The organism is Ectothiorhodospira sp. BSL-9, assembly GCF_001632845.1.
GTDB lineage: Bacteria > Pseudomonadota > Gammaproteobacteria > Ectothiorhodospirales > Ectothiorhodospiraceae > Ectothiorhodospira.
Window position 1 is genome coordinate 3,050,466 of sequence record NZ_CP011994.1, and the last position, 25,926, is coordinate 3,076,391.

At 61.9% G+C, this 25,926-nt stretch carries 25 protein-coding genes; 6 read left to right on the forward strand and 19 right to left on the reverse strand.

Going from position 1 to position 25,926, the window contains the following annotated elements; all coding sequences use genetic code 11:
• Positions 1–15 precede the first annotated feature (15 nt).
• The 5 genes from ECTOBSL9_RS14030 to ECTOBSL9_RS14045 all read right to left on the reverse strand — a co-directional run bounded on the left by ECTOBSL9_RS14030 (position 16) and on the right by ECTOBSL9_RS14045 (position 5,041).
• Positions 16–222 (reverse strand): hypothetical protein, encoded by a 207-nt coding sequence (locus ECTOBSL9_RS14030; protein WP_063465566.1) that lies wholly within the window; start codon positions 220–222, stop codon positions 16–18.
• Positions 219–512, reverse strand: a complete 294-nt coding sequence (locus ECTOBSL9_RS14035) for a hypothetical protein (protein ID WP_063465567.1) — start codon at positions 510–512, stop codon at positions 219–221. The genes ECTOBSL9_RS14030 and ECTOBSL9_RS14035 overlap by 4 nt, the downstream gene beginning before the upstream one ends.
• Positions 513–1,399: 887 nt before the next feature.
• The gene (locus ECTOBSL9_RS17095; protein ID WP_156500148.1) at positions 1,400–1,540 is read right to left on the reverse strand and encodes a hypothetical protein; all 141 of its coding nucleotides are present in this window, start codon (positions 1,538–1,540) and stop codon (positions 1,400–1,402) included.
• A gap of 89 nt (positions 1,541–1,629) precedes the next feature.
• Complete coding sequence (locus ECTOBSL9_RS14040) at positions 1,630–3,198, reverse strand: ATP-binding protein (RefSeq protein ID WP_063465568.1); 1,569 nt, start codon at positions 3,196–3,198, stop codon at positions 1,630–1,632.
• Positions 3,199–3,472: 274 nt separating this feature from the next.
• Complete coding sequence (locus ECTOBSL9_RS14045; protein ID WP_063465569.1) at positions 3,473–5,041, reverse strand: ATP-binding protein; 1,569 nt, start codon at positions 5,039–5,041, stop codon at positions 3,473–3,475.
• Between the two features lie 176 nt (positions 5,042–5,217).
• Here ECTOBSL9_RS14045 and ECTOBSL9_RS14050 point away from each other — a divergent pair, with 176 nt between their 5' ends.
• The gene (locus ECTOBSL9_RS14050) at positions 5,218–5,583 is read left to right on the forward strand and encodes a DUF2007 domain-containing protein (protein ID WP_063465570.1); all 366 of its coding nucleotides are present in this window, start codon (positions 5,218–5,220) and stop codon (positions 5,581–5,583) included.
• A gap of 15 nt (positions 5,584–5,598) precedes the next feature.
• Here the strand turns inward: ECTOBSL9_RS14050 and ECTOBSL9_RS14055 are convergent, their stop codons facing one another.
• The 6 genes from ECTOBSL9_RS14055 to ECTOBSL9_RS14080 form a co-directional block, all read right to left on the reverse strand.
• The gene (locus ECTOBSL9_RS14055; protein ID WP_063465571.1) at positions 5,599–7,143 is read right to left on the reverse strand and encodes a BCCT family transporter; all 1,545 of its coding nucleotides are present in this window, start codon (positions 7,141–7,143) and stop codon (positions 5,599–5,601) included.
• Positions 7,140–7,565: a YbhB/YbcL family Raf kinase inhibitor-like protein gene (locus ECTOBSL9_RS14060; RefSeq protein WP_063465572.1), complete on the reverse strand. Its 426-nt coding sequence runs from the start codon at positions 7,563–7,565 to the stop codon at positions 7,140–7,142. The genes ECTOBSL9_RS14055 and ECTOBSL9_RS14060 overlap by 4 nt, the downstream gene beginning before the upstream one ends.
• A 104-nt stretch (positions 7,566–7,669) precedes the next feature.
• Complete coding sequence (locus ECTOBSL9_RS14065) at positions 7,670–8,311, reverse strand: ABC-type transport auxiliary lipoprotein family protein (protein ID WP_063465573.1); 642 nt, start codon at positions 8,309–8,311, stop codon at positions 7,670–7,672.
• Complete coding sequence (locus tag ECTOBSL9_RS14070; RefSeq protein WP_063465574.1) at positions 8,311–9,249, reverse strand: MlaD family protein; 939 nt, start codon at positions 9,247–9,249, stop codon at positions 8,311–8,313. Before ECTOBSL9_RS14070 ends, ECTOBSL9_RS14065 begins: the two co-directional genes overlap by 1 nt.
• A 2-nt stretch (positions 9,250–9,251) precedes the next feature.
• Positions 9,252–10,052, reverse strand: a complete 801-nt coding sequence (locus ECTOBSL9_RS14075) for an ABC transporter ATP-binding protein (RefSeq protein ID WP_063465575.1) — start codon at positions 10,050–10,052, stop codon at positions 9,252–9,254.
• On the reverse strand, positions 10,049–11,167 hold the full coding sequence (locus ECTOBSL9_RS14080) for an ABC transporter permease (protein ID WP_205631977.1): 1,119 nt from the start codon (positions 11,165–11,167) through the stop codon (positions 10,049–10,051). The genes ECTOBSL9_RS14075 and ECTOBSL9_RS14080 overlap by 4 nt, the downstream gene beginning before the upstream one ends.
• Before the next feature lie 302 nt (positions 11,168–11,469).
• On the opposite strand from ECTOBSL9_RS14080, the gene pufA reads away from it, so the two are divergent.
• Positions 11,470–11,667 carry a light-harvesting antenna LH1, alpha subunit gene (gene pufA / locus ECTOBSL9_RS14085; protein ID WP_063465577.1) on the forward strand — a complete coding sequence of 66 codons (198 nt, stop codon included), beginning with the start codon at positions 11,470–11,472 and terminating at the stop codon, positions 11,665–11,667.
• A gap of 57 nt (positions 11,668–11,724) precedes the next feature.
• Positions 11,725–11,862: a light-harvesting antenna LH1, beta subunit gene (gene pufB / locus ECTOBSL9_RS14090; RefSeq protein ID WP_025281777.1), complete on the forward strand. Its 138-nt coding sequence runs from the start codon at positions 11,725–11,727 to the stop codon at positions 11,860–11,862.
• A 114-nt stretch (positions 11,863–11,976) separates the two neighbouring features.
• Here the strand turns inward: pufB and ECTOBSL9_RS14095 are convergent, their stop codons facing one another.
• The 6 genes from ECTOBSL9_RS14095 to ECTOBSL9_RS14120 all read right to left on the reverse strand — a co-directional run bounded on the left by ECTOBSL9_RS14095 (position 11,977) and on the right by ECTOBSL9_RS14120 (position 19,070).
• A complete protein-coding gene (locus ECTOBSL9_RS14095) occupies positions 11,977–14,088 on the reverse strand; it encodes a SulP family inorganic anion transporter (protein ID WP_063465578.1) in 2,112 nt (703 codons plus the stop codon).
• 43 nt (positions 14,089–14,131) lie between these two features.
• On the reverse strand, positions 14,132–14,866 hold the full coding sequence (locus tag ECTOBSL9_RS14100; protein WP_063465579.1) for an LrgB family protein: 735 nt from the start codon (positions 14,864–14,866) through the stop codon (positions 14,132–14,134).
• Positions 14,859–15,227 carry a CidA/LrgA family protein gene (locus ECTOBSL9_RS14105; protein ID WP_371258984.1) on the reverse strand — a complete coding sequence of 123 codons (369 nt, stop codon included), beginning with the start codon at positions 15,225–15,227 and terminating at the stop codon, positions 14,859–14,861. The genes ECTOBSL9_RS14100 and ECTOBSL9_RS14105 overlap by 8 nt, the downstream gene beginning before the upstream one ends.
• Positions 15,224–15,655: a DUF3617 family protein gene (locus ECTOBSL9_RS14110; RefSeq protein ID WP_063465580.1), complete on the reverse strand. Its 432-nt coding sequence runs from the start codon at positions 15,653–15,655 to the stop codon at positions 15,224–15,226. The genes ECTOBSL9_RS14105 and ECTOBSL9_RS14110 overlap by 4 nt, the downstream gene beginning before the upstream one ends.
• Positions 15,656–15,726: 71 nt before the next feature.
• On the reverse strand, positions 15,727–17,025 hold the full coding sequence (locus ECTOBSL9_RS14115) for an acetyl-CoA carboxylase biotin carboxylase subunit family protein (protein ID WP_063465581.1): 1,299 nt from the start codon (positions 17,023–17,025) through the stop codon (positions 15,727–15,729).
• Between the two features lie 29 nt (positions 17,026–17,054).
• Positions 17,055–19,070 carry a CocE/NonD family hydrolase gene (locus ECTOBSL9_RS14120; RefSeq protein ID WP_063465582.1) on the reverse strand — a complete coding sequence of 672 codons (2,016 nt, stop codon included), beginning with the start codon at positions 19,068–19,070 and terminating at the stop codon, positions 17,055–17,057.
• Positions 19,071–19,221: 151 nt separating this feature from the next.
• Here ECTOBSL9_RS14120 and ECTOBSL9_RS14125 point away from each other — a divergent pair, with 151 nt between their 5' ends.
• From ECTOBSL9_RS14125 to ECTOBSL9_RS14135, 3 genes are all read left to right on the forward strand, one after another.
• Positions 19,222–20,466 carry an NAD(P)/FAD-dependent oxidoreductase gene (locus tag ECTOBSL9_RS14125; RefSeq protein ID WP_063465583.1) on the forward strand — a complete coding sequence of 415 codons (1,245 nt, stop codon included), beginning with the start codon at positions 19,222–19,224 and terminating at the stop codon, positions 20,464–20,466.
• Positions 20,467–20,546: 80 nt separating this feature from the next.
• Positions 20,547–21,017 carry an SRPBCC family protein gene (locus tag ECTOBSL9_RS14130; RefSeq protein ID WP_063465584.1) on the forward strand — a complete coding sequence of 157 codons (471 nt, stop codon included), beginning with the start codon at positions 20,547–20,549 and terminating at the stop codon, positions 21,015–21,017.
• Positions 21,018–21,048: 31 nt separating this feature from the next.
• Positions 21,049–21,507 carry a PAS domain-containing protein gene (locus ECTOBSL9_RS14135; protein WP_063465585.1) on the forward strand — a complete coding sequence of 153 codons (459 nt, stop codon included), beginning with the start codon at positions 21,049–21,051 and terminating at the stop codon, positions 21,505–21,507.
• Positions 21,508–21,510: 3 nt separating this feature from the next.
• Here the strand turns inward: ECTOBSL9_RS14135 and ECTOBSL9_RS14140 are convergent, their stop codons facing one another.
• Positions 21,511–24,603, reverse strand: coding sequence for an efflux RND transporter permease subunit (locus tag ECTOBSL9_RS14140; RefSeq protein WP_240480997.1), 3,093 nt, complete (start codon positions 24,601–24,603; stop codon positions 21,511–21,513).
• Positions 24,600–25,712, reverse strand: coding sequence for an efflux RND transporter periplasmic adaptor subunit (locus ECTOBSL9_RS14145; RefSeq protein ID WP_063465586.1), 1,113 nt, complete (start codon positions 25,710–25,712; stop codon positions 24,600–24,602). Before ECTOBSL9_RS14145 ends, ECTOBSL9_RS14140 begins: the two co-directional genes overlap by 4 nt.
• Positions 25,713–25,926: the final 214 nt, after the last annotated feature.

Genomic DNA, 25,926 nt, shown 5'->3' on the forward strand with positions numbered 1-25,926 from the left:
CGCCCGGGAGAGGGTTCAGAAGGGATCCTGCTCGTCGTCGAACAGGGAGGTCTGGCGCAGGCTGAGGGATTGACGCTCGGCGGCCATGGCCTCATGCAGGGCGATGGCGTAGCGATGGCCGATGTGCTCGGTGAGGATCTCCAGCAGTTCCCACACAGCCAGGACCTGTTCCGGGGTCCAGTGAGCCGGCAGGGGGATGGCGAGGGTGTGATGGTGGGTCATGGTCGCAACTCCTCCAGGGCGGTCTGCAGGTGGTCGGCGCTGACCCGGTGGACCTGATCCTGGGCGGCGCAGGTCAGGGCGTAATGGGCCAGGCGGCCGACGGGGCGTGGCATGCCGTGGGTGGCCTGGTAGAGGCCTTCGATGGCCTCGGGTTCGAACAGGGGCAGTTCGCAGCCGACCCGGCGCAGGCGGTGGGCCAGATAGTCGGGCAGTTCCTCGCGGGAGCCGGCATGGGCACCGCGGGAGCTGGCCCTGCCGGCGATGCGCTGCGGCAGCAGCGCCATGGCCATGCCAAGTGCCAGCCGCTTTCGCGAGGGGCCCACTACTCCGCCCAGCCGCGCCACCGATACACCCACAACCCCAGATACTCCTTGATAGCCACCGCCCGCGTACTGTCCGCCAGGGCCTGAGCACCCGGCAACCAGCGCAGCAGATCCTGCAGGCAGTGGCTCCACCTCAAAATCCGTGGGTGCCCGATCAGGTCGTGCGGGAACGTATTGTTCGCCGGTAAAAGATGTCCTCAGGCTGATAAATTAAAAGCTCATTTGCTTCAGGTTTTTATAAAATCTTTTCCCTATAAAAGACCATAAAATAAAGATGCTGATTATGATAAAAACCACTCAACTAGATATATATGAGTCGACCACGATCGTTGACTTTCAGGTCAATCCAAAAGTGATATTATTTTAATAATCGACTTAGTCTTTGGGCGCAAAGAAAGCCGGCTTTATCTCCAGAAAAAACACGCCGGCCACCCTAAAATCACCCCAAATTCACGCAAATGCGCACGCTAATACATGCATATCTCCCCTTGCTGGCGCGCATAAATGCATTAGAATTCGGATTTATACGCAGATTTGCGCATCCAAGCGTCATTACCTAAGCGGCAATTTATGAGGTGGTACTCATTCTTTTGAGTTATTTTCAATGGAGGTCTGAGCCCAAGTGAGCCCAGGGTAGTGCCCAAAAAAACGCACCCAAGCTGGCCTTAAATGACCATACATGAGCTAATGTGCTGATTTTGCTAGAGAGGGATCTCTGGAGGGGTGTGTGCGCAGAAATGCGCGAACCATGTCAAGGTAGTGCTCTAACCAGCTGAGCTACGCGCCTGTCGTGTTCGAGTTGGGCATTATACAGGCTGTCAGTAATGTGTCAAACGTTTTCTCAGAATTTTGATTTAAAAGGATTTTTTCGTTTCGCAACCCGCCAGCCGACCCGATGAGCACGCCAGTTCCACCAGGTTGCGTGAAGGGCCGTCGGAGGCACCGTAGGAGCTGGCCTTGCCGGCGATGCGCTGCGACAGCAGCGCCATGGCCATGCCTGGGTGCCCACCGCCTCGCAAAAGGGGACAGACACCTTTTCCCGGAAAGGGAAAAGGTGTCTGTCCCCTTTTGCGAGGCGGCAGCCTTAGAGGGTCTCTATGTCAAACGCCACGATCTGCCGCTGCTCGCTGGAGAACTCCACACCAATGAGGTGGATCGGCTTGCCGCTGGCCCGGTACTTGTCGGCATAGCCCCTGGCCTTGATCTGCTCCAGCGCCCTGCCCTCGGGAAGCTGCTCCACCACCTTGAACTCGAACAGGTAGATGTGGCCACCGAAGTCCACCGTCATGTCCACCTTGCCATGGTGGCTTGAGTCTTCCACCGTGATCTGGAGCCCCAGGGCGGCAAAGTGGCTGTAGAACACGCTGGCATAGTGCCCTTCGTACCGGGCAATCGGGTTGTTGCGATACCAGTCATGGGGCAGGCCGGCGTACAGGGCCTTGAGGTGAGCCTCCAAGCCCGCCAGATCGTGTCGCTGCAGAATGTCCATCAGGCTCAGCTGGTGGGTCTGGGCCTCGCTGTGGCCGATGCCCAGCACCGGAAGCAGCAGGTCGTTGAGGCTGCTCTCCACCTCCAGGTTGGGGAACCCCAGCGTGTAGAGCCGGTAACCCAGCATGGGCTCCTGCATCTCCTTGATGGTGATATAGCCGGTTTGGAACAGCAGACCTTCGGTGGTGATGTCATCCACATCGAAACGCCCGAGCAGCTGGGCCCTGGCCTGGAGCCGATCCAGCTGGGGGGTGAAGATGCCGCGCTGCTTGAGCAGATCAATGAGGAAGGTGGGCGTGGCGCTCTCGAACCAGTACGGGCCGAACTCGCGCTTCTGGAGCAGCAGCAGCACATCGAAGGGATTGTAGACCGATGTGACCTCGGAGCCGCCCCAGCGGTAGCCGTTGTACCAGGTGCGTATCGCCTCGCGGTCCAGGCCGGGCAGCTCCGGAGCAAATACCGTGTCGATATCCTCATCGGCATAGCCGCAGATCGTGCTGAAGGGCGCATCCAGGGTAATGTCGTTGAGGTTGTTCAGCCCCGAGAACAGACTGACCTTGCTGAATTTAGACACCCCGGTGAGCAGCGCCAGGTGCAGGTGGGGGTCGGCATCCTTGAGAACGCTGTAGAGGTTCTTCAGCCCCTCGCGCAGTTCCCGGGCACGCTCCGGTTCCAGGATGTTGTCCAGGATGGGCTTGTCATACTCGTCAATGAGAACAACGACACCCTGGCCGTAGTGAGCGTGAGCCTGGCGAATGAGCGATGAAAACTCGGCGGAGATCAGCTTGGCAGGGGGATGGGGCAGCCCGAGTTTTTCACGCTGCGTGTTCAGTTGATGCCAGATGTGGTCATCCAGTTCCTGACGGGTCTTGTGGACGCCATCGGCAAAGCTCAGGCGAATCACCGGGTGAGTGTGCTGCCAGTCCCAGCGGTCATGAATGTACAGACCCTCGAAGAGTGACTGACGGCCCTCGAACAGGCAGCGCAGGGTGTCCAGCAACAGGCTCTTGCCGAATCGCCGGGGCCGGGAGAGAAAGTAGTACTTGTTCTGGTGAACCAGGCGCTCAATGATCGGCGTCTTGTCCACATAGTAGTAGCCCCCCTCGCGAATCTCGGAGAAGGTTTGAATGCCAATGGGGAGTCTGAGCCGCTGATGGTCAGCCATGCCTGGCCCTCCGGGGACAAGTCGTGTGCCGGCGGCAGTCTATCATGGCCCGGAAGGCCCTTGTGGGAGCTGGACGGCACCGTGGGAGCTGGCCTTGCCGGCGATGCGCTGCGACAGCAGCGCCATGGCCATGCCTGGGTGCCCACCGCCTTCGCGGGCAAGGCCCGCTCCCACAAAGGCCTGCCACCTCGCAAAAGGGGACAGACACCTTTTCCCGGAAAGGGAAAAGGTGTCTGTCCCCTTTTGCTGCTCCTCCTGGGAGAAGGAGGCAGCCTTAGAGGGTCTCCATGTCAAACGCCACGATCTGCCGCTGCTCGCTGGAGAACTCCACACCAATGAGGTGGATCGGCTTGCCGCTGGCCCGGTACTTATCGGCATAGCCCCTGGCCTTGATCTGCTCCAGCGCCCTGCCCTCGGGGAGTTGCTCCACCACCTTGAACTCGAACAGGTAGATGTGGCCACCGAAGTCTACAGTCATGTCCACCTTGCCATGGTGGCTTGAGTCTTCCACCGTGATCTGGAGCCCCAGCGCGGCAAAGTGGCTGTAGAACACGCTGGCATAGTGGCCCTCATACTGGGCGATGGGGTTGTTGCGGTACCAGTCATGGGGCAGGCCGGCGTACAGGGCCTTGAGGTGGGCCTCCAGGCCCGCCAGATCGTGTCGCTGCAGAATGTCCATCAGCATCAGCTGGTGGGTCTGGGCCTCGCTATGGCCGATACCCAGCACCGGAAGCAGCAGGTCGTTGAGGCTGCTCTCCACCTCCAGATTGGGGAACCCCAGCGTGTACAGCCGGTAACCCAGCATGGGCTCATCGACCTTGCGGATCGTCAGGTAGCCGGTCTGGAACAGCAGCCCTTCGGTGGTGATGTCATCCACATCAAAGCGCCCGAGCAGCTGGGCCTTGGCCTGGAGCCGGTCCAGCTGGGGGGTGAAGACCCCGCGTTTCCTGAGCAGATCAATGAGGAAGGTGGGCGTGGCACTCTCGAACCAGTAGGGGCCGAACTCACGATTCTGGAGCAACAGCAGCACATCGAAGGGGTTGTAGACCGATGTGACCTCGGGACCACCCCAGCGGTAGCCGTTGTACCAGGTGCGTATCGCCTCGCGGTCCATGCCGGTCAGCTCCGGGGCGAATACCGTGTCGATATCCTCATCGGTATAGCCGCAGATCGTTGAATACTCGGGCAATAGCGTGATGTCGCGCAGGTTGTTCAGCCCCGAGAACAGACTGACCTTGCTGAATTTTGACACCCCGGTGATCAAGACCAGGTGCAGGTGGGGGTCGGCGTCCTTGATCACGCTGTAGAGGTTCTTCAGCCCCTCGCGCAGTTCCCGGGCACGCTCGGGCTCCAGGATGTTGTCCAGGATGGGCTTGTCGTACTCGTCGATCAGCAGCACGACCGGCTGGTCCGTTTCCTGGTGGGCGAGCTCCAGCAGGTCGGAGAACTCACCGGGAATATCCGTCTCGGCAGCGGTGGCCTGGGTGAAGCGCTCCCGCTCCTTGCGCAGCTGATGGCGAATGCGCGTGTCCAGCTCCTCGCGATTGCGCATCACGCCGCTGCCGAAGCTGAGGCGAATCACGGGATGCGTCGTTTGCCAGTCCCACCTGTCATGGAGGTACAACCCCTCGAACAGCGCCTGACGGCCCTCGAACAGGCAGCGCAGGGTATCCAGCAACAGGCTCTTGCCGAATCGCCGGGGCCGGGAGAGGAAGTAGTACTTGTTCTGCTGAACCAGGCGCTCGATGATCGGCGTCTTGTCCACATAGTAGTAGCCCCCCTCGCGAATCTCGGAGAAGGTTTGAATGCCAATGGGGAGTCTGAGCCGCTGATGGTCAGCCATGCCTGGCCCTCCGGGGACAAGTCGTGCGCCGGCGGCAGTCTATCATGGCCCGGAAGGCCCTTGTGGGAGCCCAGCTCCCATAAAGCCCCTCATCAAAGAGCCTGCCACCTGCGCAGGCCTGGAAGAAAGCGTATGTATGTAGGTTAAAATCAGGGCTCTCAGGTTGGGGTGTGCTGATGAAACGAGTGTACAGCGCCGCGGATGTGGCTGCCGCCGGCTTTATTCAGGGGGTTTTGGAGAGCGAGGGCATTCGTGCCTACGTCAAGCATGCGCTGTTATGCGGTGCTGCCGGGGAACTGCCCCCCACGGAATGCTGGCCAGAGATATGGATCATGGAGGATGGCGATGAGGGCCGTGCCCGGGAGATCATTGATGCGGTCACCATGACCGTTACCGACGGCAAGGGCTGGACCTGCCAACGCTGCAGTGAGCCCATGGAAGCACAGTTCACCCAGTGCTGGAACTGTGGCGCACAACGGCCTGACAGGGAATGGCCCTCGTCACCGCCGCCCGGGAAGGACCCTGGCAGCCTGAAGGGTTGAAGCCGCCCTGCCCCATCACCCCCAGGGGGGATTCACTCCCTCCACCCGGTATTCCCGGCGCAGCGCGCGCGTCAGGCTGAAGCAGCAGAACCCCAGGATGATCGCCACCGGCAGACCGGCCGTCAGCGAGCCGGTCTGCAGGCTGTCCAGAGCCCGTTCGCCACCCACGATCAGCAGCGTGGCGGCCACTGCCCCCTCGGTAATCCCCCAGATCACCCGCTGGCGTTTTGGCGAGTGTTTCGAGCCGCGCGAGATCAGCGCATCGATCACGTAGGTGCCCGAGGCCGATGAGGTGATGAAGTACGTTGCAATCAGCAGCGTGGCCACCCCCGAGGCCAGGGTGGTCCAGGGCAACTGGGCCAGCATCGCATACAGGGCGACTGTGGTGTCCTCGGCAACCGCTGCCGCAATACCGGCGTTCTCGTCGAACAATTCCATGTGCAGCGCGCTGCCGCCGAAGATGGCCATCCACGCGAACACGAACAGCGAGGGCAGCGCCAGCACCCCGAAAATGAACTCGCGGATGGTGCGTCCGCGAGAGATACGGGCGATGAAGATGCCCACAAAGGGCGACCAGGCAATCCACCATGCCCAGTAGAACATGGTCCAGTCCTTCTGCCACTGGGAGCCGCCGATGGCGTCGGCATGCAGGGACATTTCAACCAGTTGCTGCAAATAGGTACCGGTGGAGTCCAGGAGGAAGCGCAGGATGAACAGGGTGGGGCCAGCAAACAGCACGAACAACATGAAGACGACCGCCAACCCCAGGTTGAACACGCTCACCCACTTCAGCCCCCGGTCCAGGCCCGACAACACCGAGAACACGGCCACCAGGGTGATACCGGCAATGATCCCCACCTGATACCAGTGCGACACAGGCAGGTCGAAAAGGACATTGAGCCCGGTATTGAGCTGCATGGCGCCGAAGCCCAGCGATGTGGCCAGACCAAACAGGGTGCCGAACACCGCCAGAATATCGATTACATGACCGATCGGACCATAGATGCGATCGCCCAGCAGCGGGTAGAAGATCGAGCGAATCGTCAGTGGCAGGCGGTGGCGAAAGCTGAAATACGCCACCGACAGCCCCAGCACCACATACACAGCCCAGGCGTGAAGTCCCCAGTGGAAGAAGGTGTAGACCATGGCCTGGCGCGCGGCCTCCACGGTTTCGCCCTCACCCGTGGGGGGGTGTTGATAGTGCAGGATGGGTTCGGCAACGCTCCAGAAGACCAGCCCGATGCCCATGCCGGCCGAAAACAGCATGGCGAACCAGGCACCGTAGCCGAACTCCGGCCGATCATCCGGCTGCCCCAGGCGGATGGACCCATAGCGGCTGAAGGCAAGCCAGATCAGGAACACCAGAAAGACGGTCACCGCCAGCAGATAACCCCAGCCCAGATACTCGGTGATGAAGCCCTGGATCCCCTCGAACACCTGGCTGGCGGTGGCGGGAAACGTCACCCCGAAGCCGACGAACGCCAGCACCATGATCGCCGAGGCGATGAAAACCGTGGGATTCACGGTGGCGAAGAATGCTCCCGGACGATACTGCCTCATGATCCGCGATCTGCCTCCGGAGTTGGCATGCATAACGCGCCCGTGAGGCTGGCCTCGGCCAGCACGTGCCCCGACGCGGCGTATTCGAATTGCGAACGGGTGGCGCCTGCCTGCAATTCAAGCTCGGCATCCAGCGCCAGCAGGCGAAAACGATAATGATGACAACCCTCCGGCGGCACCGGCCCCAGATAACCCACCTTGCCGAACGCATCCATGCCGGTCCGGGCCTGGATGGGCAGGTGCAGGGCATCCACGCGTTGGGTCGCCGGGGGTAGATTCCACACCAGCCAGTGGGTCACTTCGCCCAGAGGGGAATCCAGGTCCTCCAGGAGCAGCGCCAGACTTTGCGCATCTCCCGGCACATCATGGATCTCCAGCGGAGGGAGTTCGTTGGCGTGGCGGGCCGAGACATCCACGGGCATGGCACCACCGTCCGGGAATGAAGGACTTGTTAGCTGCATGACTGTTCCGCCCAAGCTGCCCTCTCAGCCTCGCATCGTCCCCATTCGTGGCTGCGGGGTCAACTTCATGAGCCCTGCTCCAGGCTGTGGCGGGGGGTCAATTGCTCTACCACCCAGTCCACCACCTCACGACTCAAGACCTCCATGGCCTGGTTCATGGCGTCCACCACCGCCTCGATGTCCTCGCCCTCGCTGGGCTGGCGGGCCTGAAAACGCCGACTGGCGATGATGTCGCGATTGACATCTTCCATCAGTTGTACGTCCAGTCGAATAAAGGCCTCGGGGGGGCCATCAGTGCCCTGAGATGGGTACTCACTCTGCAGGGCGCCAAGCTGACTTACCAGAGAGACCTGGCTGCGCGCGGAGCTGGAATCGCTGATCACCGAGGCCACGCGACCGTCCTGGCGCAGGGCCTCCACCATGTAGGCCGCCACCAGGGGCGGCGTGCGATCCGCCCAACGGGCACCCCCATAAAAGCTGATCTCCTTGCCGGTGGGCGACACCAGAATGCGGGACGTGGTCAACGGGAAGGGCGCCTCGGGCTTCTCCACCCTGAGCACCTTGTCATGCACTACCTCGGACGCCGTGTCCTGCTCGGCCGGCGACAGCAGAAACACCCGTTGCGGTGTCTGTTCAGGCAACAGGGTGCAGCCCGTCAATCCCAAAAGCCAAAGGGCCAGCACGAACACAATGAAGAGTCGGGACATCACGGGTTGAACTCCTGAATGCTGTCCTGACCGATCAGGAAGCGGGTCGGGTTGTCTTCCAGTCGACGGATCACGCGGTTGAGGTTGCGCAGGGTGCTCTTGAGCTCACGCATGGCTGGGTCCAGTTCACCAAATGACTGCAACCCCTGGTCCAGCGAGCCCTCATGGGTGGCCAGCAAGGACTCCATACGCGAGGCCGTGGCCTCCATCGAGGCCATGGTCTTGCGGGCATGATCGAGGATGGCCCTGCCCTCCCCGCCCAGCAGGGTGTGGGCCTCATCCCCCAGTCGCTGCAAGGACACCAGGGTCTTTTCCGCCTGCAGGCTGGCCTGTGTGATGGCCCCCATGGCGCTGGCCAGATCACCACTTTGACCCGCCAGGGCGGAGGTGACCTTTTCCACGTCATCAAGGATACGGGTCACCGTATCGGCGTTATCGGTGGAGACCATTCGATTGGCGTTGTGCAGCAGCTGCCCCACGGCCTCGATGAGTGTCTCGCTTTCGTCCAGCAAGGTATTGAGCGGCGAGGGATCCCCTTCAATCCGGGGTGGACTGGAGCGACTGCCCTCCAGCCGCGGGGTATCCGGCGTGCCACCGTAGAGCTGCACACTCATGGCGCCAGTGATGTTCACCAGCTTGAGCGTGGCCCGAGTGTCAGCATGTACCGGGATCTCGCTGTCAACCCGAACCAGTACCCGCACCTCGTTGGGATCATCGGGGTTCAGGCTCAGATCCATCACGTCACCGACGCGAATGCCGCTGAACTGCACCATGTTGCCCTCGGCCAGGCCGCTCACCGCCCGCGTGAAGACAATCTCGTAATAGTCATATTCCCGGTCCGAGGCGGTCTTGTGCAGCCACAGCCCGAACACCAGGGCCGCCAGAAAGGTGAGCAGGGTGAACAATCCGATCACTACATGATGAGCTCGGGGTTCCATGATCAGCGATTCTCCAGAACATCCGCCGCTTCACGGGCGGCGCGGCCACGGGGGCCATGGAAATAGTCACGAATCCATTCATCATCGGTGTTCTCCACCACATCCAGGCGGTCCGCCACCAGCACCCTGCGCTGCGATAGCACGGCCACCCGATCACAACTGGTATACAGCGTATCCAGATCGTGGGTCACCAGGAATACACTCAATCCCAGGGCGTCGCGCAGCGTCATGATGAGCCGGTCGAACGCCGCAGCGCCGATGGGATCGAGCCCGGCGGTAGGTTCGTCCAGAAACAGCACTTCCGGATCCAGCGCCAGGGCCCGGGCCAGCGCCGCCCGTTTGACCATGCCGCCGGAGAGTTCAGCCGGATATTTGAGGGCGGCCTCCCCCGGCAATCCCGCCAGGGCCAGCTTGATGCGTGCCAGATACTCGGCATCCCGCCGCGACAGGCCGGCGTGCTCCATCAGCGGCAGGGCAATATTCTCCTGCAGGTTCAGGGAAGTGAACAACGCCCCCCCCTGAAACAGCACGCCAAAGCGCCTTTCCACCTGGGATCGCTCCCGATCCGGCAGGCTTTGCAATTCCTTTCCAAACACCTCGATGCGCCCCGCCGAGGGCCGCATGAGTCCGACGATGCTGCGCAGGAGCACTGACTTGCCCGTGCCTGATCCACCCACCACGCCCAGGATCTCGCCGCGGCGGATGTCCAGATCCAGCCCATCGTGTACCACCACGCTGCCAAACCGGTTCTGGAGCCCCCGCACGCGGATCAGTGGAGGCTGTGTACCCTGATCGTCCGTCACCAGCCCATCTCCATGAAGAACAGCGCTGCCAGGGCATTCATGAGAATGACGATGAAGATGGCCTGCACCACGCTGGAGGTGGTGTGTTCACCCACCGATTGAGCGCTGCCGCTCACCTTGAACCCCTCCAGACAACCCACCACGGCAATCAGAAAGGCAAACACCGGCGCCTTGACCATGCCCACCAGGAAATGCTGGAGGGGGATGTCACGCTCGAGAATGATGAAGAACTGGCTGAAGGGGATATCCAGTGAAACAGCGCAGACCACCGCCCCACCCATGATGCCGCTCATCATGCCGATGAAGGTGAGCAGCGGCAGGCTGATCATCAAGGCCAGCACCCTGGGTACCACCAGCAGTTCCATGGGGCTCAACCCCTGGGTGCGGATGGCGTCGATCTCCTCGTTGGCCTTCATGGAGCCGATCTGGGCGGTAAAGGCACTGGCCGTGCGCCCCGCCAGGAGGATGGCCGCCAGCAAGACGCCAAACTCCCGCAGAAAGGAATAAGCCACCAGGTCCACGGTGTAGACGGTGGCCCCGAATTCCGCAAGCACCGTGGCCCCCAGAAAGGCTACCACGGCGCCCACCAGGAAGGTCAGCAGGGCCACGATGGGCACGGCGTTCAGCCCGGTTTGATGGAGATGGACCACCAGGGCGGTGAAGCGCCAGCGATGCGGGCGCGGCAGCAAAGTCAGGATGGTTACCAGCGTCATGCCGATAAACCCCATCAGCAGCCGCTGCTGATGCCATAGTGCCTCGACTGCCTGACCGGTGTCGGCCAGAAAGTCACGGACCGGTCGCGAAGGGGGAGGCTTGGGCGGGCGGGTCGTCCCCATGGCGCGGGCCACCGTCTCCAGCAGCGCGCGCCGCTCCTGTGGCAGATAGGCCGCCTCGGAGGCCAGGGCCTCCAGGCGCGCAGCCCCCAGCAATTCCACCAGCAATGCGGCTCCAGCGGTGTCCAGCTCGCCCAGACGCTCAAGACTGACCGCACCACCGGCCTCGGTGGTGGCTGATCGCTCCACTTCGCCGCGCAGATCGCGGTAATGGGCCAGCACCCAGTCGCCGACGATACTCAGGCGGTCTCCTTGCTGGTCGATGCGGCCGGGCGTGGACATCAGGCGGTTCATTCCTGTGTAAAGGCATGGGGAATCTGGGATGCTACATGACCGACACCAATGTATGTAACCCGCACCCGCAAGCCCTCCTGGGGGCTAAACCTGATCTTGCTCAACTTTCTCATCCATTCACGAAAGCGAAGTGTTCCGTTACCTTGACATCCAACCCTGTCAACGTAGACTCACACCCAACGCGACAGGCAGGCCGCTGGAACCAAAGGCCACCCGGTCGCAGAGCTTTGGAGTTTTCCATGTCCGGGTCTTGGCGAGAGGCCTGGTTACAAACCAAGAGGGTGTTATCAATGAGCGAATACAGAGCAAGCAAGCCCAGCAACCCCAAGGACGACTGGAAGCTGTGGCTGGTAGTGAATCCTGGCACCTGGCTGATGCCCATTCTGATGACCGTGCTGGTTGTCGCCCTGGTTGTACACGCCTTTGTGTACTCCAACGACAGCTACAACCCGCTGACCTATGATGCGTCTGCGGAAGTCTCCGAGTAATCTCGAGCTCTAACGGAGCTTTAGACTGACTTTTGTCCTAATTAGAGGATATATACCATGAATGACAGCATTTCCGGTCTGACCGAAGAACAGGCCAAAGAATTCCACGAGCAGTTCAAGACCACCTTCACCGTGTTCATGGTGCTGGCTGCCGCCGCTCACTTCCTGGTGTACCTGTGGAGACCCTTCTACTAAGAAGGCGTTTCCCGCTGCACCACTGAAGTAGCGGTATCAAGCAGAGGAGGGGTTGGCACATGCCACCCCTCCTCTGCTTTTTTGTGTGCGCTGGTATCGACCTCGTGCCAGACCTCAGGCGCGCTCGTTGTCACCCTCTTCCCGGTCTGCCTTACCCTCTTCGGCCTTTTGCCTGGCCAGCCGATCCCGAATGGTGGCAATCGCCCCTTCGGTGGAATGGAACACATTGTCTTCGCCCATGAAGTCCACCAGGTGGGTGCGCTTCATCACCATCAACACCTGTGGCTTGATGCCGGCAAACACCAGGGTGGTGCCCCGTGCCCGTAGTCGCTGCACCAGGGAGCGGATCACCTCCTCTCCGGAGGCGTCGATCTCGTTCACGCCCTGGGTGACCACGATCATGTAACGGGCGTGGGGATAACGGGCGGCCTGCTCCAGCACGGCGTCCTCAAAGTATCCGGCATTGGCGAAATACAGTGAGCGGTCGAACCGCAGCAACCCGATCTCCTCGTCAGCCCTGAGGCCGTAGCGACGTGCCTCGCGCAGCGTGCCGTCCTCGTAGCGTGTCAACTCGGATACGCGCGGCCGCATGGTGCGGTACAGGAACAGGCCTACCGCCAGGGCCACACCAATGAGGATACCCACATCCAGATTCGGCGCCACCGCCAGGGTGGCCACGAAGGTCACAATGGCCGCAATACCGTCATGCCGGCTGGCCAGCCAGGCATGCTGGATGGCCTTGAAATTGATCAGCCCCACCACCGCCATCACAATGATTGCGGCCAGGACCGCCTCAGGCAGGTGATAAAACAACGGCGTGAAGAACAAGAGCACGAGCAGGATGAATACCGCGGTGAACACGGAAGACAGACCGGTTCGAGCCCCGGCATTGAGGTTCACGGCCGATCGGGAGAAGGATCCGCTCACCGGGTAGCCCTGGCTCACGCTGGCCGACAGGTTGCCCAGCCCCTGGCCAATCAACTCCTGGTTCGGATTCAGCCGCTGACCGGTTCGTGCCGCCAGGGCACGGGAAATGGCGACGGCCTCAGTAAACCCCACCAGCGCAATGACGAAGGCAGCGGTAAAAAGGGCCGCCAATGTAGCGGGCGAGAGATCCGGCATGGCGAGGGACGGCAGACCCGCCGGGATACTGCCGATCACCCGCCCTCCCGCGTCCATGCGAATCTGTGACCCATCCACCTGAGTCACTCGCCAACTGGGGCGGACCTCCTCCCCCTCATCCAGGGCTTGCGCCGCCACGAAGGCGTCCGGCTGCCCCTCCTCCCCGGGAAGGCGAGCAAAATGCACATCACGCATCTCTTCCCGGTATCGCTTGAGCACCCGTGCCACATGTTCCTGCCGCAGCGAGAGCAGCTCCATCTTATATCTCAGCGCTGCCGCCTCGGGGGACTCCGCCGCCTCCAGCCGTGCCTTCTGCTCGCGGATCTGCAGTTCCAGATCGGCTTTCTCTTTCTTGAAATCGCCCCATTTGAGCAGTTGTTCCGCCACGGCCGGGGGCGACACCTGATCCAGGTGGATATCCGCCTTGCGCTCAAAGCCGATCAGCCAGCTGATGGCAGTGGTGAGGATCACGGCGGCCAGCACGCCGGGCACCCGGGGAATGAATCGCTTGAGCCCCACCATGATGAGGATGGCCCCCACGCCAAACAACAGGGTAGGCCAGTGCAGATAGGCCACATCTCCGAGCATGTCCCAAAGGCCCATGAGGAAATGCCCCCCGGTGTCCACCGGGATGCCCAAAAGCTTGTTGAGTTGCGACAGGCCGATGACCAGGGCCGCTGCATTGGTGAAGCCCACGATCACCGGATGAGAAATGAAGCTCACCAGGGCGCCCATGCGCAGGATACCCATGGATAACTGAACCACCCCTACCAAAAAGGCCAGCGCCACGGCCAGGGCCACGTATTCGCTGGAACCCGGCGCGGCCAGAGGGATCAATGCCGTGGCCGTGAGCAGTGAGACCACCGCCACCGGCCCCGTGGCCAGCTGATTGGAAGAGCCCCACAGGGCCGCCACGATCACCGGCAGGAGGGAGGCATACAGGCCATAGACCGGCGGCATGCCCGCCAACTGGGCATAGGCCATGGATTGCGGCACCAACACCAGGGCCACGGCAGTGCCTGCCGCCAGATCGCTCTTGAGAATCTCGCGGCTGGGCTTTTGCCAGCGCAGGAAGGGAAACAACTGGTAGTGAATGGACCTCATTGAACAAGCATATCAATATTCGCTTATGACATATAGGTCCTTTTTAACCGCCGATGAGGATCGGTAGCCAGTTGACCGAGGCGGGCAGCAGGAAAGCTGTCATGATGCCCGCCAGGGTCAGGCCCAGGCCGGCGAAGGCTCCGGCCGTGGCGCTGATGCCGAAGGCCTGGGCAGTACCGAACCCGTGGGCTGACAACCCCATGGCGAATCCCTTCACCCGATCATCCCGGATACGCAGCAAGCGGATCAGCCCGGGGGCCAGAATGCAGCCGATGGCTCCGGTCAATAGCACCAGGGCGGCCGTCAGCGAAGGCAGCCCCCCCAGCTTTTCGGACACCCCCATGGCGATGGGTGATGTCACCGACTTGGGCGCCAGCGACATCAGCGTGATCCATTCCGCGCCCATCAGATAGGCGATCATCACCGCGCTCAAGGCGGCCGTCGCCGCACCCGCCAACCCCGAGACCAGCAGTGGCAATAACAGCGCCTTGATCTGCTGGCGATTCTCGTAAAGGGGAATGGCCAGCGCCACCGTGGCCGGCCCGAGCAGGAAATGGATGAACTGGGCACCATCGAAATAGGTGTCGTAATCGGTGCCGGTGAGCAACAGGATGCTAATCAGAATGGCCATGGAGATCAGCACCGGGTGCAGCACCGGGCTGCCCCCCAGACGCTTGTTGATCCAAAGGCTGCCCTGAAACACCACCAGGGTCATGGTGAGCCACAGCAAGGGGCTGGCGGCCAGAAAGGCCCAGATATCCGTGATCTCTTCAGCCATCTTCTGCGCGCCGACTCCGCAGCCGGATCAACCGACTGAGCAGCAGCATGGTCACCCCCAGTGCCAGGGCCGTGCTCACCACCAGTCCCAGCAGGATCGGCAGCCAGTCCCGGGCCACCAGGCCAAAATGGACCATCAGGCCCACACCGGCCGGGACGAACAACAGGGCCAGGTGACGCAACAGGGTGTCAGTGGTTTTTTTGAGATGCTCGGGCACGCCGCCACGAATCAACAGCGCCCCGAACAGGATCAGCATACCCAGCACCGGCCCCGGAAAGGGCAAATCCAGCCACAGCACGATGACCTCTCCCGCCAGTTGGCAGGTGAGCAGAATGATGATGGCGGTGATCAGTGAGCTCACTCACACTCGCCGATGCGCTCCCCCGTGATGTCCGTGCGCATCACCAGCGGACCCATGGGGCTCTCCAGATTGGCCGTCATGTGACCTTCCATGCGATCCCCCATGAACTGCAGTTCGGCACGCATGTCCACTTCCATGCCATCCTCCACACAGACCATATCGTAGGTCATGCTGGATGAGGTCATGTCCATATTGGACACCTCGCAGTTTTCCTCCACCTGAAGGAAGTCCGGCCCACGGGCCACGTCCTCGGCAGTGATGCATTCCGTGCTGGTGTGGGTCTGCTCCGGGAATGGGGTATCACCCTCCACGCTGGTCACGTTGGTGAATTCCCATTGGCCGGGCTGGATATCCAGTTCGTCGGCCTGAACACCCAACGGCAACAGCAAGGCGACGGCGGCGGTCAGGATCAGGGGGCGGATGCGCATGAGCTTTCTCCGATACATGAATGTCGGGTCATGGTAGCAGTGAGGCCGGATACTGGCCACCGAAGCCCCCATCAGGTAATCACCGGATCCGGGTCCTTTTCGATATCGAACTGCAGCACCGCCAGTGCCTCGTCGTACTTGTCCAGCATGTCTGTCTGATCGCGCCCGCCGATGAACACGTTGGCGATCTCGAAGCTGTACATATCCTGCCCCTGCAGGTCCTTGAGGTGCTGCCCCGGCTTCACCGGGATCTTCACATAGGTGCCCGGTTGGCGCTGCCGCAGCTTGTCGATGGCCTTGGCACTGGGAACCCGCACCACCTTGCCGCTCTCCACGGTGCGGAACATGAAGTGGCCAGCCACGTTGAACTGGCCCTTGCGCTCCATGGGCTTGGGCTTGCGACCCAGGGCCAGATCCACCATCACCGACAGATGCGACACACCGTGCACCTTCTCGAAGATATCCGTATGGGCCTGGGACACCCGGGGGTTGATCTCCAGGAACCACACCTGATCGGATGTCTGGTCGTAGAAGAACTCCGCATTGAAAGCGGAATTATCCAGCCCGAACTGCTGCACCACCATGCGTGCCACGTCCATCATGCGATGCTGGATCTCCAGCGGCAGTGAGGAGGGGTATTCATAGCGGGCAAAGGATGAACTGTCCTGCTCGTGCACCGAGTCCACCACGCCATAGATATGCACCCGTCCGTTGTAGCTATAGCCCTCCAGTGTGCACTGCCAACCGCCGATGGGGCTTTCGGCCACGAAGCGCTCGGGCATCTCGGCGATTTCGGGTGGGGCGCCGAAATGACGCATCAGATAAAGGAAGGGTTCGCCCATGAACCCCACCTTTTCCCGGCACAGGGGCATCACCGCCCTGAACTGACGCTCATCGTTGATCTGGAAGGCCAGGTAGGAGCGGAAGGACTTGATGGGCTTGATCCAGAACGGCGGCAGCAGACCCAGCCCGGCATAGGCCTCATCATCAAAGGGATCGAAGGCCCGGAACTGGGGAATGTGATCCGGGATCACCTTGCGCTGTTCCAGGCGACTCCAGTACTTGTTCTCGCACTTGAGCACCGACTCCAGGGTGGGCCCGGGCAAGCCGAAGCGCTCGGCAAGAATGGGCGTCATCACCGTGCCGGGGAAGTCGTAATAGCTGGTGATCGCATCCACCGTACCGTCAAAGGCCTCCATGGTGCGTGTGGCCTTGTCGATCAGGTGCTTGATGTCGTACTGATCCACATTGCGGATGTCACTGATATCCAGTGCCGCATGGAATTCACATTCCTTGGCCTGGGGCAAGCGCTCCAGCTTGTCCCGGTTGAAGTCATCCAGACCGATGATGAAGACGTTTTTCTTGGGCACTGAGTGAATTCTCCGAAAAAGCGCTGGGTTTACACCAGATCCCGGGGGACCGTCTCGTCCCAGGTCTTGGAAAAGACACGAACATCCCCTTCGTAGGCGTCCAGGGTGGCCCGGATCACGAAACGGGTTCGTGTCGACGTGAGCACCGTGCGGGTGACCGTGCGCACATCCCAGTCGCCGCGGGCAAACTGGCGTTCGTGCGTCACCTCACCGCGCAGGGTGTCGTAACGCTCGTTGCTGTAACTGTAACGCTCATGCACCTGACGTCCAAAAGTGAGGTCGATATCGTCCAGGCGAACCTGCGGATCATTATTGACCACATTCAGGGCTACCTGATTGCTGGCCAGGTTGTGTACCACCTGCCACTCCCGGTGTGCCGGAGCCATCAAGGTGTTGGGGGGTGTGGGGGCCTGACGGGGCTGCCCCAGTCCTGGCAGGCTGGCATCGTCGAACCCGGAGCAGCGCTGAGGCAGGCGCAGGCGGCAACCGGCGGTATGCAGCGTCAGCCTGGCCGGCTCGGGGGCCGGCCAGGCCAGTGGCCAATAGGAACTGGAGATGGCCAGACGGATGCGATGCCCCGCATGAAATCGCTGAGCCACCTCATTCAGGCGCACGGTCACCCGGTAAGGACGACCCGGCTCCAGCGCCTGTGGGTCTTCATGGCCCTCTCGATGCGTCAGGTTCAGGATGCCGAAGGTCACCCGCGTGGCGCGGTCATCCGGGGCCAGATCCGAAATGCGCACCGCCACCATGGCCACGGGCTTATCGGCACTGATTTCCAGATCCACCTCGGCGGCCCCCAGCATCTGTACATCTTCATGCAGGGGCTGTGTGTCGAACACCAACGCGCCACCGTCCTCCAGACGCTGATCCGAAGGCAGGTCGGTGATCTCGGCATAGGAACACCATTTACCGGCGAACAGGCCCACGCTCAGGGGGCTCTGGATGGTCAGCGTCTCTGACTCGCCCACAGCATCCTCCGCCGGGACAAGGCGCCCGTTATTGAGCTGGTAATCCCGGGAGCGAATGGCCGGGCTGGGCCAGTGTGGCTCGGCCACCCAGCCTCCGCTGGTCTCGGGCAGCAGAGGGTTGCGTCGGTCATGCATCCACACCCGCAGCATCGGATCCTGCTCCACCTGCCTGTCGATGCCCTTGAGCCAGTGATCCCACCAGCGCACGCATTCCCCCAGGAAGTCGATGGTGGGCCCTGGACCGCCCATATGGGGATACTTGTGACCCCAGGGGCCTACCAGACCGCGACGCGGCCCCTTCAGGTGGCGCATGAGACGGAACACGGTATTGGAATAGCCATCGGCCCAACCGCTCACCGCCATCACCGGCACCTGTATGGCGTCGTAGTTCTCGCACACCGAGGCGTGACGCCAGAAGTCATCACGGCGCTGATGCTGCAACCAGTTGTGAATCCACAGACCACTGCCCTCCAGCCGCTCCAGCCACATGTCGCGCCAGCGCTCACCCACCACCTGGGGATCGGGCGGGCAGGAGTTGAAGCCGAACATGGTGGAGGCCCAGGAGAGGTTGTCGGTGAGCAGGCAGCCGCCCATGTAGTGCACATCGTCGGCGTAGCGGTCGTCCGAGGAGCACACGGAGATCACCGCCCCCAGTTCCGGGGGCTGCAATGCGGCCAGTTGAAGGCCGTTGAATCCGCCCCAGGACAGTCCGAACAGCCCCACCTTGCCGGAGCACCAGGGCTGCGCGGCGATCCAGCGAAGGATTTCCAGGCCATCATCCAGCTCCTGCTGCAGGTACTCGTCCCGCAGGATGCCCTCTGAATCGCCGCTGCCACGAATGTCCACCCGCACGCCCGCAAAACCCTGGGTCGCAAAAAAACCATGGATTTCCGCATCCCGCAGCGCCTTGTGATCCCGCTTGCGATAGGGAATATATTCCAGCACCGCTGGCACCGGATGCTCTTCGGCGTCCTCCGGCAGCCAGATTTTTGCCGCCAGACGGCAACCGTCCGCCATGGTGATCCAGGTGTTTTCGATGAGATGTACCCGGCGCTCGGATGAGGCGTCGTTCATGGTGAGGTTCCTTGACGCGGCGTGTTTGGCTGGCCCGGCGGGCAATGACAGGGCGCGTTCCAGCGTTATATTATCCTTTAAATGACTCAACACAAATGCCTGGACGCCATGTCTGCTGCCTTGATGATCATTCAGCCTGCGGGAGCACCCCATGAGCATTGATGTGGCCATCATTGGCGGCGGCCTGTCCGGGCTCGCATGCGCCCTGACGCTGCGTGAACACGGACGCGAGCCTGTCATCCTTGAAGCCTCCGACAACGTGGGCGGCCGAATCCGCACGGATCATCACGACGGGTTCCTGCTGGATCGGGGGTTTCAGGTTCTGCAGACCTGGTATCCGGAGGCCCAGCGGTTCCTGGACTACGATGCGCTGGATCTGCGTGCCTTTCAGACCGGCGCCATGGTGAGGATCAATGGACGCGCCCACCGTGTCAGTGATGTCTGGCGTCAACCCACCCGGTTGCCGGAAATGCTCTGGTCTCCCGTGGGCCATCTGAGCGACAAGATCCGCTTGCTGCATCTCCGGCACCGCTGCCTCCAGGGCGATCTGAACGATCTTTACCAGCGCCACGAACGGGATGCGATCACTCACCTGGAGGAACTGGGATTCTCGCAACGGATCATCGACCGTTTCTTCAAACCCTTCTTCAGCGGTGTGTTCTTCGAGCCGGAACTGCATGTTTCATCCCGGGCCTTCGAGTTCGTGTTCAGGGCGTTTGCCCTGGGTGATACGGCCCTGCCGGCCAGAGGCATGGAACAGATCCCCCAACAACTGGCCGCCCGCCTGCCGGAGGATACGATACAACTGCACACCCGTGTGGAGCGGATCGAGAACAACCTTCTGCACCTGACCTCAGGCGAGGTACTGCGGGCCCGGGTCATCGTCATTGCAACGGAAGGCCCGGAAACCGCTCGACTGCTGGGGCAGAATGCCGCCGATGTACCCACCCGTGGAACCACCTGCTTTTACTTCTCCGCCAACCAGGCTCCCATCGACGGGCCGTACCTCATGCTCAACGGCGAGGGCAAGGGCTGCATCAATAATGTGCTGTGCCCATCGGGTCTCTCCGAACACTATGCACCGCCCGGCAAGACGCTGGTGAGCGTCAACGTACACGGCGCTGACCATGAACTGGATCAACTCGAGGGCCGGGTGCGAGGCGAATTGACTGCCTGGTTTGGTGATGAAGTCCCGGGCTGGCAACGGCTGGCCGTGTATGCCCTGCCCCATGCCCTGCCGGTGCAGGCACCGCCGGTTCAAAACCCGGCCGAAGTGCCGCTTCGGCAACGCGCAGACGTCTGGACCTGCGGGGAATACGGTTTCGCCCCCTCAATCCATTGGGCATTGCACCGGGGCCGGCGCACCGCGCAGGAGATCGCCGCCACCGGGCACTGACCTTACAAGCCTCGGGGTTTTGTCTATACTCAGGGGATTGAACCCCACGGGAAACCCGCACAGCAGGAAAGGCGCCGCTTATGGTCAAAGCCCAATCCAGGACACTCATCAAACGTCCGCTGGAGCAGGTATTCAGTTTCATCGTGGATGACTTCATCAAGAACTACCCGCGCTGGTCACCCGAGGTCAAATCCCTGCGTGCACTCACCAGCGGTCCGCTGCGACCGGGTTGGACGGGGCATCAGGTACGCGTGGACCAGGGTCGGCGGACCGAGGCCGAGTTTCGCGTAGTGGCACTCGAGCCCGGATCACGCGTCTCCTTTCGCGGCATCAAGGATCCTTTCCGCATCGACTATGAGTTCACCCCCCGGGATGGACACACCGAACTGACCTTTACCTTTGAACTGGCCAAGCTGGGTTTCGCCATGCGGCCTTTCGAAAAGCTCATCCGCATTGCCGTGCAGGAAGGTACCGACAGGACGGCGCGGAACATCAAGGGTCTGGCCGAGACCGAGCTGGAACCACTCAGCCCGACCCCACCCCCAGGCTGAAAATCGATTCTCTTACCGGAGTCATCGCACCATGCAGTTCACCGCTGAAAAAGACCCGGGTCTGATCCCTTCCGTGCTGGCCCAGATCCTGGACACCTGCGTCAACGGCGTCACCCTGTCGGACCCGGATCAACCGGACAACCCCATCGTCTATGCCAACTCGGTCTTTGAGCAGCTCACCGGTTACAGCCAGGAGGAGATCCTGGGCCGCAACTGCCGTTTCCTGCAGGGCGATGAACATGATCAGCCGGGCCTCGACGAGATCCGCAAGGCCCTGGCGGAGCATCGGCAGGTGGAAGTCACCCTGCGCAACTACCGCAAGGATGGCGCCCTGTTCCACAATCGCCTGAACATCCGACCGTTGTTCGACTCCGAGGGGAACCTCATCTATTACCTGGGGGTGCAATACGACGTCACCGACCTGGTGGAGGCCCAGGCGGAAGTCGCCCGCCTGGAGGGCCTGTTGAAGAAGGACGCCGGCAAGGCCTGACCCTTACACCGGTTCCTCCTCGATCTCACGGGTGCGCCGGCCAAAACCACGGCGCTCCAGGAAGTTCTCCACCAACGAGTAGGCGATGGGGATCAGCAGCAAGGTCAGCACCAGCGCGGCAATCATGCCGGCGATGATGGCTGCCGCCATGGGCGCATTGGTCTCCGCCCCTGCCCCAAAGCCCAGGGCCGCCGGCAACAGGGCCAGGATCAGGGTCAGTGAGGTCATCAACACGGGGCGCAGCCTGATGGGGCAGGCCTCCTGAAGGGCTTCATCCACGCTCAGACCCCGATTGCGACGGTACTGATTGGTGAGATCCACCAGCAGGATGCCGTTCTTGGTGACCAGTCCCATGAGCAGCACCATGCCGATCATGGAGAAGATATTGAGGGTGAATCCACCCACCCACAGACCGACGATACCGCCCACCAGGGCGATGGGCTGGGCCGCCATGATGATCAACGGCTGGGTGAAGGAATTGAACTGACTGGCCAGCACGATATACACCAGTGAAACCGCCAGGAACAGCACGAACAGCATGGCGCCAATGGCCCGCTGCATCTCCTCGGCCTGCCCCATCAGTTCCACGTTATAACCCAGGGGCAGCACGTCGTCGCCAATGGCCTGCAGCTTTTCCACCGCCTCGCCCAGGGGCATGGTCGGGCTGCCATAGAATTCGGCCGAGTAGTTCAGGTTGTAGCGGTTGATCACCGCCGGCCCGATCCCCGCTTCCATGCGGGCCACGGTATCCAGGCGCACCAGTTCCCCATTGCCCGACCGCAGATACAGTTTCTGCAGATCGTCGGGGCGGGTGAAGGCATCCTCGCGGCCCTTGAGCCGAATGTCGTAACGCTGGCCGCCATCGTCCGGGTCGTTGAAACGCGCCACGTCGATACCACCCACCATCACCTCCACGGCCTGAGCCACCTGACGGGCGGTCATCCCCAGATCGCGGGCCCGTTCACGGTCCACGTTCAGGGCCAGTTCCGGGCGCTCCAGGTCCAGTTGCATGTCCAGACGCCCCATGCCATCCACCTCTTCCAGGCGCGAGCGCATTTCGCGAGCCAGGCTGGCCACTTCGGTCAGATCGGGCCCGGTGACGGCAAACTGCAGCGGATCACCCCGCTGCCCGGGCACAAACGGCACCTCGGTGGCAAAGGCCCGCACACCCGCCAGTTGCCCGAGCTTGGGCGAGATACGGTCAATCACCTCCTGCTGACTGGCGCTGCGCTCATTGCGGGGCACCATGCGAATGAATGAGATCCCCTCGTACACCTGCCCCGCATCCCCCAGACCAATGGCCGCGAACATGCGATCCACCTCGGGTTGATCCAGCACGATCTGTTCAATCTCGGCCATGCGCCGATCGGTGTAATCGATGCTCGACCCCTGCGGGGTCTGGAAGATGACCACGAACTGCCCGGTATCCTCGGAAGGCGCAAACTCCCCACCCACCCGGGGGAAGATCAGGCTGCCCACCACCACAAGCCCCACCAGCGATGCCGCCAGGACCGACCAGCGCCAGTTCAACCCCGCAGCAAGGCTTCGCCGATAAACGGATTCCAGACCCCGGAAGCCCTTTTCCAGGGCGTTGTACACCGGGCCATGCTCGGTACGCACCGTCAGGAACCGGGAGCACAGCATGGGAATCAGGGTGAGGGCCACGAGACTGGAGGCCAGCACGCCGAAGGTGACCACCACGGCAAAGGATTCAAAGAACCGCCCCACCGTCGCCTCCAGGAAGATCACCGAGGCGAAGATGGACACCAGGGCAAGGGTGGAGGCAATCACCGCGAAGAACACCTCCTTCGAACCGGAGATGGCTCCCTTCACCGGCCCTTCCTTGTATTGCTCCCGATGCCGATAGATGTTCTCCAGCACCACGATGGCGTCGTCCACCACGATGCCGATGAGCAGCAGCATGGCCAGCATGGTGATGGAATTGAGGGTGTAGCCAAAGAAGTACACCACCGCCACGGCCGCCATCAGCGAGACGGGGATGGACAGGGCAATGATCAGCGTGGAGCGCAGATTCTTCAGGAACAGCCACATGACCAGCGCCGAGAAAATAATCCCCAGCGCAATGGTGAGGTAAAGCGAGTCGATCTGCTCCAGGATGAACACCGACTCGTCGGAGGAGATGGTGATCTGCATCCCCGGCGGCAACTGGGGGCGGATCTGGTCATCCAGGATCTCCTTCACCTCCTCGATGATGGCCACGGTGTTGGCACCGGAGACCTTGACGATCCCCAGACCCACGGTCGGTTCGCCATTGAAGCGGGCCAGGCCCCGCCGATCCGCCAGTCCGTCGATCACATCGGCCACGTCCCTCAGGTACACCAGAGAGCCGCCATGAGCGCCGATGACCATCTCCTCCAGTTCCTCGGGGCTGTGGTATTCCAGGTCCAGCTTGAGCTGATCCTCCCGGTCACCGCCCACCAGAAAGCCCCCGGGCATCTGAACATGCTCTTCCTCGAAGGCGGCCATGAGATCCGGGATGGTCACGCCGAAAGCGTTGAGTCGGTCGGGGTCGATCTCCACACGGATGTTCCGCTCAAGCCCCCCGCCAATGCGCACCTCGCCCACGCCGTTGATGTTCTCGATCTGCTGGCGAATCTCGTTGCGGGCGTAGGTATCCAGTTGCTGGCGGGTGCGGTCCCCCTGCAGGGCCAGCCACATGATGGGCTGGGCATCGAACTCCACCTTGTCCACCACGGGTTGATCCGCATCGGAGGGCAGTTCCGCCACCACCTGACTCACCTGGGCCTGCACTTCGTTGAAGGCCACGTCCACATCCTTCTCCAGATCGAAGATGATGTTGACGATGGAGGCCCCCGGCACCGACTGGGAGGTGATGTTGTCGATCCCGGGCACGGTGTTCACCGCTCGCTCCACCTCGCTGGTGATGGCGGAGTCGATGATCTCCGGGTCCGCCCCGGTCTGGGTGACGGTGACACTGATCACCGGGAAATCGATATTGGGAATGCGGTCGGTGCCCACGTCCTGCAGCGAGATCAGACCAAACAGCACGATCACGGCACTGATCATCACCGCCAGCACGTGCCGGCGAATGGAAAGTTCGGAAAGCGTCATCATTGTTCGTCGTCACCCTCTTGGGGTGAGGCGTTCACGGAGGCGCCATCGGTGAGGAACCCGGCCCCATCCACGGCGACCTTGTCGCCGGCTTCGAGCCCATCCAGGATCTCCACCCAGTCGGCGGTGCGTTGCCCCACCTCCACACGTCGGGCCTCCACTGTCTCGTCGTCCGCATCCAGCACGTAAACCGTATCCCCATCGGGTCGCTGCACCAGCGCCTGACGCGGCACCGTCAGACCCTCCCGCTCCGACAGGATCAACTCCACGTTCACACTGGAGCCGCTGCGCCAGCCGCCGGGGTTCTCCACCAGGGCAATGGCCCGGATGGCGCGCCCATCCAGGCTGATGGCCGGGCGGATCTCGGTGATCTCGGTTTCCAGTTCGCTCACCCGGGCGGCGCGGTTGCGCACCTTGAGGGGCATGCCGATCTCCAACTCGGTGGCCAGGGTCTCGGGAAAGGACACCCGCACCTGCAGCATGTCCGAAGTGGTCAAGCGATACAGGGCGGTGCCGGTCTGAACGTAATCGCCCTCGCTGACCAGGCGCTCATCGATCTCGCCATCGAAGGGGGCCTTCACACGTGTGCGTTCCAGATCCCGCTCTGCGGCACGCAGGGCCAGACGCGAGGCCGCCAGTTCCTCCCGGGTCACATCCAGTTCCGCCTCCACTTCGTCCAGTTCCTGGGACGACACGTGGTTGTTCTCATGCAGCTCCCGATAGCGCACCACCGTGAGTTCCTGCAGGGCCGACCGGGCATTGAATCGCTTCACGTCAGCTTCGGCCTGGTCGCGGCGGAGCACGTAGTCCTCTTCATCCAGCTCGGCGATGAGATCCCCGGCCTGGACCCGATCCCCCTCGTTCACCAACAGTCGTTTCACCGCGCCAGATACCTCGGCGGCCACACGGGGATCATTCCGTGACCGTAACTCACCCAGGGCCCGCTGCGTCAGCGTCACCGTTTCTGGTTGCAGTTCCACATAGCTGATGGTCACGGCCTGACCCGAGGGACCCGGCCCTGCTCCGTCGTCGTCGTCCTCGTCGGCACCGCCCGAACAGGCGGGGAGCACCAGGGCGGCCAGCAGCGCCAGCGGGATTGCCCAGCGAGTCATCAAGGGAGCACCACGAGCACCAGCGCAAAGGGGTGAGTTGAGGCGGTATTGGGGGTGATCGTCGACTGTCATGTGTCCTGTGACCGTGGTCGGTCCTTGCGGTTCATCGAAATGGATGGGTGAGCGGGAGGCTTGGCGCTCACTCTGTTATATGGTTATGCTCCTTAAGGCATAATGAAAACATGGGCTGAAACCCCTCCTCTTTTTCACCATA

Excerpts from the sequence above, each read along its gene's own strand:
- ECTOBSL9_RS14145 (WP_063465586.1), bottom strand. The coding sequence starts at position 25,712 with ATGACTCGCTGGGCAATCCCGCTGGCGCTGCTGGCCGCCCTGGTGCTC.
- ECTOBSL9_RS14050 (WP_063465570.1), top strand. The coding sequence starts at position 5,218 with ATGAAACGAGTGTACAGCGCCGCGGATGTGGCTGCCGCCGGCTTTATT.
- ECTOBSL9_RS14130 (WP_063465584.1), top strand. The coding sequence starts at position 20,547 with ATGGTCAAAGCCCAATCCAGGACACTCATCAAACGTCCGCTGGAGCAG.
- ECTOBSL9_RS14125 (WP_063465583.1), top strand. The coding sequence starts at position 19,222 with ATGAGCATTGATGTGGCCATCATTGGCGGCGGCCTGTCCGGGCTCGCA.
- ECTOBSL9_RS14055 (WP_063465571.1), bottom strand. The coding sequence starts at position 7,143 with ATGAGGCAGTATCGTCCGGGAGCATTCTTCGCCACCGTGAATCCCACG.
- ECTOBSL9_RS17095 (WP_156500148.1), bottom strand. The coding sequence starts at position 1,540 with ATGGCCATGGCGCTGCTGTCGCAGCGCATCGCCGGCAAGGCCAGCTCC.
- ECTOBSL9_RS14095 (WP_063465578.1), bottom strand. The coding sequence starts at position 14,088 with ATGAGGTCCATTCACTACCAGTTGTTTCCCTTCCTGCGCTGGCAAAAG.
- ECTOBSL9_RS14100 (WP_063465579.1), bottom strand. The coding sequence starts at position 14,866 with ATGGCTGAAGAGATCACGGATATCTGGGCCTTTCTGGCCGCCAGCCCC.
- pufB (WP_025281777.1), top strand. The coding sequence starts at position 11,725 with ATGAATGACAGCATTTCCGGTCTGACCGAAGAACAGGCCAAAGAATTC.
- ECTOBSL9_RS14060 (WP_063465572.1), bottom strand. The coding sequence starts at position 7,565 with ATGCCCGTGGATGTCTCGGCCCGCCACGCCAACGAACTCCCTCCGCTG.
- ECTOBSL9_RS14140 (WP_240480997.1), bottom strand. The coding sequence starts at position 24,603 with ATGATGACGCTTTCCGAACTTTCCATTCGCCGGCACGTGCTGGCGGTG.
- ECTOBSL9_RS14035 (WP_063465567.1), bottom strand. The coding sequence starts at position 512 with ATGGCCATGGCGCTGCTGCCGCAGCGCATCGCCGGCAGGGCCAGCTCC.
- ECTOBSL9_RS14080 (WP_205631977.1), bottom strand. The coding sequence starts at position 11,167 with ATGTCCACGCCCGGCCGCATCGACCAGCAAGGAGACCGCCTGAGTATC.
- ECTOBSL9_RS14120 (WP_063465582.1), bottom strand. The coding sequence starts at position 19,070 with ATGAACGACGCCTCATCCGAGCGCCGGGTACATCTCATCGAAAACACC.
- pufA (WP_063465577.1), top strand. The coding sequence starts at position 11,470 with ATGAGCGAATACAGAGCAAGCAAGCCCAGCAACCCCAAGGACGACTGG.
- ECTOBSL9_RS14065 (WP_063465573.1), bottom strand. The coding sequence starts at position 8,311 with ATGTCCCGACTCTTCATTGTGTTCGTGCTGGCCCTTTGGCTTTTGGGA.
- ECTOBSL9_RS14045 (WP_063465569.1), bottom strand. The coding sequence starts at position 5,041 with ATGGCTGACCATCAGCGGCTCAGACTCCCCATTGGCATTCAAACCTTC.
- ECTOBSL9_RS14135 (WP_063465585.1), top strand. The coding sequence starts at position 21,049 with ATGCAGTTCACCGCTGAAAAAGACCCGGGTCTGATCCCTTCCGTGCTG.
- ECTOBSL9_RS14030 (WP_063465566.1), bottom strand. The coding sequence starts at position 222 with ATGACCCACCATCACACCCTCGCCATCCCCCTGCCGGCTCACTGGACC.
- ECTOBSL9_RS14040 (WP_063465568.1), bottom strand. The coding sequence starts at position 3,198 with ATGGCTGACCATCAGCGGCTCAGACTCCCCATTGGCATTCAAACCTTC.
- ECTOBSL9_RS14070 (WP_063465574.1), bottom strand. The coding sequence starts at position 9,249 with ATGGAACCCCGAGCTCATCATGTAGTGATCGGATTGTTCACCCTGCTC.
- ECTOBSL9_RS14110 (WP_063465580.1), bottom strand. The coding sequence starts at position 15,655 with ATGCGCATCCGCCCCCTGATCCTGACCGCCGCCGTCGCCTTGCTGTTG.